This window comes from Bartonella queenslandensis AUST/NH15, assembly GCF_000312585.1.
GTDB classification, from domain to species: domain Bacteria; phylum Pseudomonadota; class Alphaproteobacteria; order Rhizobiales; family Rhizobiaceae; genus Bartonella; species Bartonella queenslandensis_A.
Genome location: NZ_HE997977.1, coordinates 24065 through 37226 on the forward strand (window position 1 = coordinate 24065; position 13162 = coordinate 37226).

Below are 13162 nucleotides of genomic sequence, written 5' to 3' on the forward strand. Positions count from 1 at the left end.
GAGCTCTCCATTTTCTGTCCAAGCCAAGGACTAAGTTAAAAATTAATTTACCAAACTGAAATTACGCGTATTTCTTTTGAATCTCCAAAGCAACAGCCGAAGGAACAGGTTCGTAGTGATCAAACTGCATTGTATACTGCGCACGCCCTTGACTCATAGAGCGAAGGGTATTCACATAACCAAACATATTCGCCAATGGAACCATCGCATTGACAACCGTTGCAATACCGCGCGCTTCAGTTCCTGAAATCTGTCCCCGACGAGAATTGAGATCGCCAATCACATCTCCAACATAATCATCTGGTGTAACAACTTCCACCTTCATGATCGGTTCAAGAAGCTGTGCACCAGCTTTCTTTGCTCCATCACGAAAAGCTGCACGAGCAGCAATTTCAAAAGCCAACACAGAAGAATCAACATCGTGATAACCACCATCAACGAGCGTTGCTTTTACACCAAGCATAGGGAATCCTGCAAGAGGCCCTGACCCCATAACACTTTCAATCCCCTTTTGGACACCTGGAATATATTCTTTAGGAACAGCACCACCAACAATCTTCGACTCAAAAATAAAATCATCACCTTCGTGAGGCTCAAAAATAATCTTTACACGAGCAAATTGACCAGCACCACCTGACTGTTTTTTATGGGTGTAATCAATTTCCGCCATCTTGGTAATTGACTCACGATAAGCAACCTGTGGCTGACCAACATTTGCCTCAACCTTAAATTCACGCCGCATACGATCAACAATAACATCAAGATGAAGCTCACCCATTCCCGCTATAATAGTCTGACCCGATTCCTCATCCGACTTAACACGAAATGAAGGATCTTCCGCTGCCAAACGATTAAGAGCAATACCCATCTTTTCCTGATCTGCTTTGTTTTTGGTTCAATTGCAATCTCAATAACAGGTTCTGGAAATTCCATGCGCTCCAAAATAACAGGCTTTAAAGGATCACAAAGCGTATCACCTGTTGTTGTCTCCTTAAGACCAGCAAGCGCTACAATATCACCAGCAAATGCTTCCTCAATATCTTCACGAGAATTTGAATGCATTTGAAGCATACGCCCTAAACGCTCCTTCTTCTTCTTCACAGTATTCTCAAGAGAAATACCTTTATGAACTTTACCAGAGTAAATACGACAGAAAGTCAACGAACCAACAAAAGGATCGTTCATAATTTTAAAAGCAAGCATAGACAGCGGAGCATCATCAGAAGATTCGCGTGTCGTCTCAGCCTCAGTCTTCACATCAATACCCTTAATTGCCGGAATATCAACCGGAGAAGGAAGATAAGAAACGACAGCATCTAAAAGCGGCTGCACCCCCTTGTTTTTAAAAGCCGTACCACAAAGAACAGGGTGAAACTGAACCTCTACGGTTCCCTTACGAATAAGAAAAACAAGCTGCTCATTGGTTGGCATAACACCTTCCAAATAAGCCTCCATAGCAGACTCATCAACTTCCACAGCCATCTCAATGAGTTTCTCGCGATACTCCTCAGCCTTTTCTTTTAAATCAGAAGGAATTTCACTTATTACCGCTGAGGCACCAATAGAACCATCCCACTTTAAAGCCTTCATCTCAACAAGATCAACAACACCTTCAAAGTCATTTTCAGCACCAATCGGCAACTGCAAAACAAGCGCTTTAGCCCCCAAACGAGAACCAACCATTTCCACACTACGATAGAAATCAGCACCTATTTTATCCATCTTATTAACAAAAACCATGCGAGGGACACGGTATTTCTCAGCCTGCCGCCAAACGGTTTCTGTCTGAGGCTCAACACCAGCATTAGCATCTAACAACGCTATCGCCCCATCAAGAACACGCAAAGAACGTTCAACCTCAATTGTAAAATCAACGTGCCCTGGTGTATCAATAATATTGAATCGACGCTTTCGACCGTCACGCCCTTCCCAAAAAGTTGTCGTTGCAGCAGATGTAATTGTAATACCGCGCTCTTGCTCCTGTTCCATCCAATCCATCGTAGAAGCACCATCATGCGTCTCACCGATTTTATGATTCTTACCCGTATAGAACAGAATACGTTCAGTCATCGTAGTCTTACCGGCATCAATATGCGCCATAATACCGAAATTACGATAATCTTCAATTTTATATTCGCGAGCCATTATATTTGCCTTAGTTTAAAACTTCTACCAGCGATAATGCGAGAATGCACGGTTAGCTTCAGCCATACGATGAACATCCTCACGCTTCTTCACGGCAGAACCGCGATTATTAGCTGCGTCCATCAATTCACCAGATAGACGCTCAATCATTGTTGTCTCATTCCGCCCACGCGCCGCCGAAATCAACCAACGAATAGCAAGAGCCTGACGACGATCGGGACGAACATCTATCGGAACTTGATAAGTAGCACCACCAACACGACGTGAACGAACCTCAATATGAGGAGCAACATTCTCTAAAGCCCGATGAAAAAGATCCACTGGATCTGTTTTCACTTTTTTCTCAACAGAATCAAGCGCACCATAAACAATACGCTCTGCAACTGACTTTTTGCCATCAAACATAATGGCATTCATAAATTTTGTAATGACCAAATCACCAAACTTAGGATCTGGATTAATTTCACGCTTTTCTGCTCTATGACGACGGGACATTGGCTTTGTCTCTCAATATTATTTTGGACGCTTTATTATTTTGGACGCTTTGCGCCATATTTCGAACGACGCTGTTTACGATTTTTGACACCTTGCGTATCAAGCAAACCACGAATAATGTGATAACGAACCCCCGGCAAATCTTTCACACGACCGCCACGGATCATCACAACAGAGTGCTCTTGAAGATTATGTCCCTCTCCAGGAATATAACCAATCACTTCAAATCCATTCGTCAAGCGAATTTTAGCAACTTTACGAAGAGCAGAATTAGGCTTCTTCGGTGTTGTTGTATAAACACGTGTACAAACACCACGCTTCTGTGGATTCGACTGCAAAGCAGGAACCTTATTACGTTTAACTGGCGCCACACGCGGCTTGCGAATCAACTGGTTTACGGTAGGCATGCAACCTTCCTCTTTTCAATCTATATTCGTCTCACCCAATCGGGCTTCTCTATTCTTATCTCATCCACTCCAATAAAACTGGTATAGATGACTGATTCTAAACGCAAAACCGGGCACACCTGCAAAAAAACAGTTCACCCGACCACAAGCAGAGAAGGCAATAGCCTTTTGCACTAGCATTTGCTTTTAATCTTTTTAACACCTGTTTGATGATCTTCTGGCATCATATCCAAAATAAACGATCACTTTCACATCGGTTATGTTCGTGTCTAATAGCGGGAACGCAGACATTCGTCAAGAACTAAACAGCAGAAAGTTTTCAAAAATCAAATAAATTAAATTTAAAAACTTTAAATTTGCTTTTATCGGGACTCTTGATAAATCAATCAACCACAGTAATATCACCCTATAAACAAAAAAAGCAACGATGAGACTACAGTAAAACATTAATGCAGCAAATTAAATTGAATATTTGATATCTAATGATGAACACCATGAAAATAGCAACGTGGAATATTGCCGGCATAAAAGCACGACATGAAACATTATGTCAATGGCTACAGCAAAGTCAGCCAGACATAGTCTGTCTACAGGAAATTAAAAGCATTGATGAAAGTTTTCCACGTGATACAATTGAAAATCTAGGTTACCATATAGAAACACACGGACAAAAAAGTTTTAATGGCGTTGCAATTCTTTCTAAAAAAACACCAGATGAAGTGATCCGTCGATTACCAGGCAACGGTAATGATGAACAAGCACGCTACATTGAAGCCGTTTATTCAACCAACAAAGGTGTTGTACGTATTGCATCTCTCTATTTGCCAAATGGAAACCCTATTGAGAGTGAAAAATATTCTTATAAGATGGAATGGATGGAAAGATTATATGCACACACAAAGTCATTGCTTGCATATGAAGAGCCTCTTATTCTAGCCGGCGATTACAATGTCATCCCTACCACGTTAGATGCAAAAAAACCTCAAGAATGGAATCAAGATGCCTTATTTCTTCAAAAAACAAGAAAAGCATTCCAACGTATTCTTTATTTAGGTCTCTACGATGCTATCCGGAATGTCACCGATACACCCTCCTTTAGTTTTTGGGATTTCCAAGCTGGAGCATGGCCTAAAAATAATGGGATTCGCATTGACCATTTACTCTTATCACCAGAAGCGGTTGATCACCTTATTTGCGCTCATAGTCAAACAGAAGTAAGGGGGTACCCAAAACCATCCGACCATGTTCCTGTTTGGATTCATCTTAATATCAATTAAGAAAGTATAGCCCTCTTTCATGAAAGAACAAAAAAAATTCCACTCAAAATAATAACTATGCTACACCATGCAAACAGTATATCTTAAGTAAATGAAATAAAAATCAATGAATGGAAGACATAAATGAAGAAATCATTGTTAATGTTTATTGCAGCAGCAGCCATTGGGCTCACAAGTGGCGCGCATGCTGAAAACGATACGCTTGAAAAAATAAGACAAACAGGGGAAATCACTTTAGGTGTCCGTGAATCATCTGGTTTGGCCTACGCTCTTGGTAATAATAAATATGTAGGTTTTCACACAGAAATGGCAGAACATATCATTGATGATATCTCAAAAAAAATTGGTAAACCGATTAAAATTCATTATCTTCCCATCACTTCTCAAAATAGAATTCCTCTCTTAAAAAACAAGACCTATGATTTTGAATGCGGCTCAACAACAAATGATATTGCCCGCAGTAAAGAAGCAGCATTTGCATATACGACATACGTTGAAGAGGTTCGAATTGCTGTAAAGAAAAATTCTAACATTAAATCTCTTGATGATTTAAATGGAAAAACAGTTGCAACAACCACCGGTACGACATCTGTTCAACTTATTCGTAAAAACAAACGTGCAAAAAATATTCACTTTAAGGTCGTCAAAGGAAAAGATCACGGAGATAGTTTCTTATTACTCGAATCTGGTCGTGCCGATGCATTTGTTATGGATGCCTCAATTCTCGCTGGACATATTGCGAAATCAAAAAATCCATCTGATTATGTCATTCTTGACACTGTACTTTCAGTAGAACCCATCGCCTGCATGCTTAGACTACATGACAAAAACTTTGAACAAACCATTAACGATAGTATCCTACGTCAAATTAAAGACGAATCACTTGAAAAGCTTTATAATAAATGGTTTATGAAACCGATTCCGCCTGCTAATACTGTTATGAACCTTCCCTTATCACAACAAACAAGATATGCTTGGGATCACCCAAACAATAAGCCGCGGGAAAGCTACACAAAAAAAGATTTATAGAATTTAAAAAGGAGAACCACACTCTTTAAAAATTGAGTGTGGTTTATATTTTAATTCACTTTTTAATAAATTCTGCCTATGTAGATACGCTTGATTCATTGTCATTCATTGTCCTATTTGTGAATGACTAATTTGAGGGAATATCAATTAATGGACTTTTCTTTCCTTTGTAGAGATGACCTTACTCAGACACTGGTAACAGGATGCTTGGGCACTCCCGGCGTAAGTCATACCTATTTAGACACACTTCTTGATGGCTTAAAAAATACGGTTATATTGTCCATCACGTCACTTATATTAGCTATATTTTGTGGTGTTATTATAGGAACAATGCGCACTTTACCCAAAACGTCCATCATCAATTGTGTATTTCGCACTCTCGGTGCTATTTGGGTAGAAACTATGCGTAACATTCCCCTCCTTGTACAGGTGTTTTTATGGTATTTTGTTGTTCCCAAGATTTACCCACCAGCGATGAACTTTTCCCCCATTCTCTTAGTAACATGTGCATTGGGATTCTTTACATCGGCACGTATCGCAGAACAGATTCGTTCAGGTATTGAAGCAATTCCTTCAGGACAACGCTATGCTGCTATGGCAATGGGCTTTACAACTTATCAAAGTTATCGATATATCATATTACCGCGTGCTATCCGTGCAATTATACCGCCACTTACTTCAGAAGCAATGGGCATTGTGAAGAATTCGTCTATAGCATTCGCCGTTTCAATAAATGAGCTTATGCAATTTCAATACCAAGCAATTGAAGAGATAAGCCATGTTTACGAAAACTATTTGCTTGTTACGATTCTTTATATTCTTATAGCCTTATTTGTGTTCATTGTGATGACAGTCATTGAACAAATGCTCAAAATTCCTAATTTTCAAACAAAGGGAAATTGAATATGATAAATTTCATAAGCTCTCAGTTTGGACTTTATTTCCCTTTCAATTTTTCTGACTTTGATTTTTCCTTTTTTACCTTTGATGTATTTCGTTCTTACATTTTATCAGGTTTGCTCTTTAGCGTTTTTCTAACGCTTTTTGCAACAGTATTGGGATTTGTTTTCGGCACGCTTTTAGCAATGATGCGCCTTTCTTCCATAAAAATTCTTTCTTGGTTCGCAATCGTTTATATAACAGCTATGCGTTCAATACCACTTGTGATGGTTATCTTATGGTTTTTTGTGCTTCTGCCTTTTTTAACGGGGACATCCATCGGAGCCAATAAATCAGCACTCATTACTTTTACCGCATTTGAAACGGCTTATTTTGCTGAAATTATGCGTGCTGGTATCAATTCAGTTTCGCAAGGACAAAAATATGCAGGGCAAGCTCTTGGGATGACGTATTGGCAAAGTATGTACATTGTCATTTTTCCTCAAGCCTTTAGAGATATGCTTCCTGTCTTTTTAACACAAGTCGTTATCCTTTTTCAGGATACAACCCTTGTTTATGCCATCAGCGGTCATAGCCTTTTGAATGGTTTTGATATTGCTGCTAATAATTTTGGTGTAAAACAAGAAGCTTATATCTTAGCAGCTATTTTCTATTTTATTATCTGTTTTACACTGTCACAAATCGTTTTATATTTACAAAAAAAAGTATCCATTATTCGCTAACAGGAAAAAAAATGTCTACTCATATGATCGAAATAAAAAATGTTTCTAATTGGTATGGCGAAATTAAAGTCCTTAAAAACTGTACAACCAGCATTAATAAAGGTGAAGTAGTTGTCATTTGCGGACCATCAGGCTCAGGAAAATCAACACTCATTAAAACTATTAATGCTCTCGTCCCTTTTCAAAAAGGTGAAATTTGGATTAATGGAACACCTGTTCATTCAAAACAAACAAATCTGCCTAAGTTGCGGAGTCAGGTGGGAATGGTATTTCAACACTTCGAGCTTTTCCCTCATTTATCCGTCACAGAAAATTTGACAATTGCACAAATCAAAGTCCTAAAACGAAGCAAAAAAGAGGCACTTGAACGTGGTTTGTTGTATCTTGAACGCGTTGGACTCATTGAACATAAAGATAAATATCCCGGTCAACTTTCTGGAGGACAACAACAGCGTGTTGCTATTGCACGTGCCTTAACCATGGATCCACTTGTTATGCTTTTTGATGAACCAACCTCTGCTCTAGATCCTGAAATGGTCGGTGAAGTGCTCGATGTCATGATCAGTTTAGCAGAAGAAGGTATGACGATGATTTGTGTAACCCATGAAATGGGATTCGCACAAAAAGTCTCGGAGCGTGTTATTTTCATAGATCAAGGAACAATTCTTGAAGACTGTTCATCTAAAGAGTTTTTTTCTCATCCGCAAGCGAGAACACCAAGAACGCAAGAATTTTTATCTAAAATCCTAAGTCATTAGCCATTATATCATCACAAAAAGCTATCTCTACTGTAAACTTGGACACAAGAAAGGAGAGTTTAATAATAGATGAGAGAATGTAAAAAAATATTACAATCAGATAATTAAAAGTTCTTATATTTTAGAATATCAGCAACCAGTGAAATTGCTGTACGTCTCTCAAATTCATTACAAATAGAAAAAGCCTGCTCTTTCAAAGGACGAATCCAATTTCTGTCTTTTACGTTAGCTTTTTCATAGGCTGCAGTGAGCATTGCCGTACCGCGAATGATTTCTCCTTCTTGAAGCAGCATATTTCCAAGCATAGCTTGAGCGGAAGGATTTCCTTTTTTTGCTGAAAGTTGAAACCATCGTGCTGCTTGTATGAGATTCTTCTCCCTTCCCTCTCCCTTTAAAAATATTTTTCCTAAATGATACTGAGCTTTAGGATTTCCATAGTTCACCGCAGCCTGCATATAAAGACGAGCTGCATAAGAAGGATTAGATTTCACAGGTGATTGAGGAATGCCTTTTTTTATATACCCAGCAAGATTAACCAATGCATCAGAAACATAACTTTCATCCTTTGAGCCAAGATCAGCACCTTTTTTAACGATATATGCGAAAAAATGATAGGCTTTATAATCATCTCTAGGGACACCATCGCCGTTTGCGTAAATAGAGCCAAGTTTCCAATTCGCACCAATATGGCCCCTTTTAGCGGCACAACGTAACGCTGAAATAGCCTGATTTATCTGTCCATTTTTATAAGCAGACATGCCACGTTTCAAAAAATAAAACGAACCATCATTCGCTTCCTGCAAGCTATTGGCATCTATTGTATAAACTGTTGAAAAAAATCCCCCGAACATCGCAACAATCGTAGCTTTTTTCCATACCTGAAATCCCTTGACCATTTCCCCCCTATCTCAATGTTAATTGCTCTATCTGTTACAAATTTCTTTGTAGATCTATAAGCTCTTTCCTTTGTAAGAAATACCAAAAATTCTAAAGTAAAATTTTAAAAAGAAAAGACAAATAAATGAAAATGACTAAAACTGTTTAATAAAATTAAGCATTCATTTTTATATACAAAAAATTGATTTTTAAATACAAATCATCATCGTATATTTTGTACACATTGCTTAACCTTATAGGATTGTGTTATTTTTTTAATTTATATGAATGAATAAAAATCGTTCAATAAAATAACCTGCGCATCAAACAAAATCTCAAGAACAGGAGAATATATAATGAATGGTAAACATTTAAGTACAAAAACAACATGAAAGGTGGATAAATATAATGATGATCGTTAACTTATCGCTTCACGACTATCTCTCCAGCTGAAAGATGATATTTCTCACTCCCATCAATCTGTAAAAAATTTAGTTTTTCAGTAGATTCTAACTGCTAGATACTTCCTATATCTAATAGATAACATATTGAATTTATAAATATGAATATTTATTTTTCATTTACCCCCAATAGAGGAGAATTCCCTCCCTCTATCATATTAAAGCAATTAAAATCATTTACGAATAAGCGATGAGCGGGGTTTTCGGGTGAGCTTAAAAGAGGATTTAAAGCGCCTCTAATAAATAGACTCAAATATAAGAGTGATCACAACATTTATAAAAGTGATCATAACATTAGAGGCTAGAAAATATAACGACCTTACCTGCTTGCAGCTTTATAAGCTCTACAAGTAAGACTTCTCCTAAATATTCACCGCAATATATAACAAAAATACCACATATGAAAATTTTATATGCCTTATTGCCCTGAATCATGGTGTTTTACAGTAATAAGTCAATGTCTTGATTTATAATAATTTTGCTCATTGAACGGGGCCCCTCAAATATCTTACCCTCCCTTATTTCAAACTTGTTCCATGTTGAATCAATCAAAACCATCCATTTGCACGTTACAAGCAGAGAGAGCTGTGTGGAACAAAGACTGTGTAAGAAAGGACAAAATACCTATTATGAACTGTCTTAAATGCCAATGTCGCACAATATTGAGCATTGATAAAGTGTGTATGGCGACGAATCGTTACTTGATAAGCGTAAAGATGAGGAGGCTGAATGGAGTTACCGTTATATTCCTCGCAGGCACCAGCGCGAAATGAGCTTGAGTGCCTTAAGAGGTGTATCCCTTTAATGATGAAGATAAAAACGCTAGCTCCTCATCGAGGTTTCATGACCGCATCCGCAAAAAACGAATAAAAGAAAAAATTTTCTCTTAAAAAATCAATATCGACCATCATGCCATGAAATCCGCCGTCTAGAAACAAGAAGTTAGAATCAACCCAACCGCTCTAAAGCAATAGATATCTTTTTTTGCGCAGCACGCAGTTCTACAACCCTATTTTGTTCACTTTCAATAATTTCCGCTTTTGCATTTGCTATAAATTTTGGGTTATTTAACTTAAGCGATATTTTTTCAATATCTTGTTCAATTTTATGGACTTCCTGCCTCAAGCGAACACGTTCAGCTTCCAAATCAATTAACTGCCCTAATGGCAAACAAAAAACAGCCTCTCCTAAAACCATTTGTGCCGATACTTCTGGAACTTTATCAGAGAAATGAATGACTTCAATACGCGCTAACTTTTTAAGAAGTGCATCATAACGCTGTACACGCTCTCGCGTTATTTCCCCTCCTTCGACAATGACAAGAGGCGCTCGTGTAGCTGCTGGAATATTCATTTCAAAACGTACAGACCGGATCCCCGTAACCACATCAATAAGCCAATTAATATCAGCAGCAGCCTCATCATCTATTAATGTTTCCTCTGGCCATTTTGTCAATGCGAGCATATCCTCACGCTTGATCCCTTGCGTTTCTGTAAGAGACCACAACTCTTCTGTCATATGAGGCATAAAGGGATGAAGAAGTTTATAAACTTCATCTAGAACCCAAGCAGTACAAGCTTGAGCCTCACTTTTAGCATCTTCATTTTCACCCTGAAAAAGTGGTTTGAGAAGTTCCAAATACCAATCACAGAATGTATTCCAAATGAAACGATAAAGTGTAGATGCAGACTCATTAAACTTATAGTGCTCAATACCTGTTGTCACTGCTGAAATCGTTTTAGAGAGCTCTGTTAAAATCCAACGATTAAGCGCCAGCTTCGCTTGTCCTGGCTCAAAAGTTGGATCATGCTTCACACCATTCATCTGTGCAAAGCGAGTGGCATTCCATAATTTCGTAGCAAAATTACGATAACCAGCAACACGGGAAGTATCAAGTTTTACATCACGACCTTGCGCTGCCATAATAGCCAAAGTAAAACGAAGGGCATCAGCGCTATACTGATCAATAAGCTCTAAGGGATCAATAATATTTCCCTTTGATTTTGACATCTTTGCGCCCTTTTGATCTCGGACAAGAGCATGCACATAAACCGTTGGGAAAGGCACTTCACCCATAAAGTGAAGTCCCATCATCATCATACGAGCAACCCAGAAAAAAATAATATCAAATCCTGTCACGGATAAAGATGTTGGATAAAAAGTAAATAATTCAGTTGTTTTATCTGGCCATCCTAATGTTGAGAAAGGCCAAAGAGCTGATGAAAACCAAGTATCTAAGACATCCGGATCACGGATTAATTCAACCACCTCACCATAATGAGCAAAAGCCGAATCTAAAGCCTCTTTTTCACTTTTTTCAACGAAAACTGTTCCGTCAGGACCATACCAAGCAGGAATCTGATGCCCCCACCATAATTGGCGAGAAATGCACCAAGGCTGAATATTTTGCATCCAATTGAAGTAAGTCTTTTTCCAGTTATCGGGAACAAACTGCGTTTTTCCTTGTTGAACAGCTTCTATCGCTGGCTTCGCTAATTCAGCAGCATGAACATACCACTGATCTGTCAAAAAAGGTTCAATAGGCACACCACTGCGATCACCATGAGGAACCATATGCGCATGATCATCAACTGAAACTAAATACCCTTGTTCTTCCATCAAAGAAATAATCTTCTGGCGCGCAACAAAACGATCAGCTTTATCGAGATTTTCTACTAACATTTTTAATTCATCTGATAAAACCAAACCATCAAAAAACGCTTCATTCTCACGGAGAAAAATCTCGGCCTTTGAGGTAAAAATATTGATTAAGCGCAAATCATTACGCTGTCCTACTTCAAAATCATTAAAGTCATGGGCTGGTGTAATTTTTACAGCTCCACTTCCAGCCTCAGGATCAGCATGCGTATCACCAACAATCAACAACCGACGACCAACAAGGGGTAAAAGAGCATTTTTACCTATCAGATGTTTATAACGTTCATCTTCAGGATTAACAGCAATTCCTGTATCACCAAGCATTGTTTCTGGTCGTGTTGTCGCCACTGTTATAAAAGTTGTTGCATCATTTGGGTCAAAAATTTTACCCTCAAGTGGATACCTAAAGTGCCACAAATGACCTTGAACTCCTTTTTGCTCAACTTCAAGATCCGAAATAGCCGTCAACAATTTAGGATCCCAATTGACGAGACGCTTATCTCTATATATTAACCCTTGTTTATAAAGCGTAACAAAGACTTCACGGACAGCCTGCGACAACCCCTCATCCATTGTAAACCGCTCGCGCGACCAATCACATGAAACGCCAAGGCGGCGCAACTGATTTGCTATAATGCCTCCCGCTTCATGACGCCATTCCCAAATACGCTCAATAAACTTTTCTCTCCCCATTTCTTGACGTGTTGGCTCTTGGCGTTCTGCAAGTTGACGCTCTACAACCATTTGTGTAGCAATCCCAGCATGATCCATACCAGGCTGCCACAACACATTTTTGCCACGCATCCGCTGAAATCTAACCATTATATCTTGAATTGTCGTATTGAGCGCATGCCCCATATGAAGTGAGCCTGTAACATTAGGAGGTGGAAGCATGACACAAAAAGGTTCCGCACCATTTTTAGAACCCGCTCCCATTTTAAAAGCCCCACGGGTCTCCCATCTCTTTGCAATCCGTTGCTCTATGGAAGCAGCATCATAGTTTTTTTCTAACATTCTATCCATCCATAACGCCGCTGGAAAACACAATAACAATATATAACCAAAACACGATCAGAATCCCGCAAACCTCACCCACTCACTTGAGAGACCGCAAACCTCAAACAAACTTCTCAAAAATGAAAAATATGAAAATAATTAAGACGATTTTTTAATCGCCTTCACAATTTCTTCACGTAAAATATCTTCCAGCAAAACAGGCAATTTAGACTGCAACCATTCTGCTATAGCTGGACGCAACACATCCTTTGCAATCTTTTCTGCGGAAGAAACACAATACGCAGACAATTCCACACGACCAGCTCCTCCAGCTTCTGACTGTGACCTCCTGCTCTCATCTTCATATTCTCTCGCTTTATACACAGAATTCCGTTCTTCAGAAGAAAACTTCATCTTTTGCACATCCACACCAACTGT

The 13162-nt window shown here is 38.7% G+C and carries 10 protein-coding genes and 1 pseudogene; 5 read left to right on the forward strand and 6 right to left on the reverse strand.

Annotated features, from left to right (window positions below):
* Positions 1-61: 61 nt before the first annotated feature.
* From fusA to rpsL, 3 genes and pseudogenes are all read right to left on the reverse strand, one after another.
* Positions 62-2145, reverse strand: a pseudogene (fusA, locus tag BN338_RS00725) (elongation factor G).
* A 24-nt stretch (positions 2146-2169) separates the two neighbouring features.
* Entirely contained in the window at positions 2170-2640 is a 471-nt protein-coding gene (gene rpsG, locus BN338_RS00730; RefSeq protein ID WP_005773264.1) for a 30S ribosomal protein S7, read from the reverse strand.
* A 35-nt stretch (positions 2641-2675) separates the two neighbouring features.
* On the reverse strand, positions 2676-3047 hold the full coding sequence (gene rpsL / locus BN338_RS00735) for a 30S ribosomal protein S12 (protein ID WP_005773262.1): 372 nt from the start codon (positions 3045-3047) through the stop codon (positions 2676-2678).
* Positions 3048-3541: 494 nt separating this feature from the next.
* Here rpsL and xth point away from each other — a divergent pair, with 494 nt between their 5' ends.
* The 5 genes from xth (at position 3542) to BN338_RS00760 (ending at position 7733) form a co-directional block, all read left to right on the forward strand.
* Positions 3542-4324, forward strand: coding sequence for an exodeoxyribonuclease III (gene xth, locus BN338_RS00740; protein WP_039758112.1), 783 nt, complete (start codon positions 3542-3544; stop codon positions 4322-4324).
* 123 nt (positions 4325-4447) lie between these two features.
* On the forward strand, positions 4448-5353 hold the full coding sequence (locus BN338_RS00745) for a transporter substrate-binding domain-containing protein (protein ID WP_039758114.1): 906 nt from the start codon (positions 4448-4450) through the stop codon (positions 5351-5353).
* Between the two features lie 150 nt (positions 5354-5503).
* Complete coding sequence (locus tag BN338_RS00750) at positions 5504-6256, forward strand: amino acid ABC transporter permease (protein ID WP_039758115.1); 753 nt, start codon at positions 5504-5506, stop codon at positions 6254-6256.
* Between the two features lie 2 nt (positions 6257-6258).
* A complete protein-coding gene (locus BN338_RS00755) occupies positions 6259-6975 on the forward strand; it encodes an amino acid ABC transporter permease (RefSeq protein WP_039758117.1) in 717 nt (238 codons plus the stop codon).
* 11 nt (positions 6976-6986) lie between these two features.
* On the forward strand, positions 6987-7733 hold the full coding sequence (locus BN338_RS00760) for an amino acid ABC transporter ATP-binding protein (protein WP_039758118.1): 747 nt from the start codon (positions 6987-6989) through the stop codon (positions 7731-7733).
* 104 nt (positions 7734-7837) lie between these two features.
* On the opposite strand, the gene BN338_RS00765 is transcribed toward BN338_RS00760, so the two are convergent.
* From BN338_RS00765 to BN338_RS00775, 3 genes are all read right to left on the reverse strand, one after another.
* The gene (locus BN338_RS00765; RefSeq protein WP_039758120.1) at positions 7838-8629 is read right to left on the reverse strand and encodes a tetratricopeptide repeat protein; all 792 of its coding nucleotides are present in this window, start codon (positions 8627-8629) and stop codon (positions 7838-7840) included.
* A 1389-nt stretch (positions 8630-10018) separates the two neighbouring features.
* Positions 10019-12742 (reverse strand): valine--tRNA ligase, encoded by a 2724-nt coding sequence (locus BN338_RS00770; protein ID WP_039758176.1) that lies wholly within the window; start codon positions 12740-12742, stop codon positions 10019-10021.
* A gap of 141 nt (positions 12743-12883) precedes the next feature.
* Positions 12884-13162: DUF2497 domain-containing protein (locus BN338_RS00775; protein WP_039758122.1), on the reverse strand; the 279-nt coding region annotated here is incomplete at its 5' end.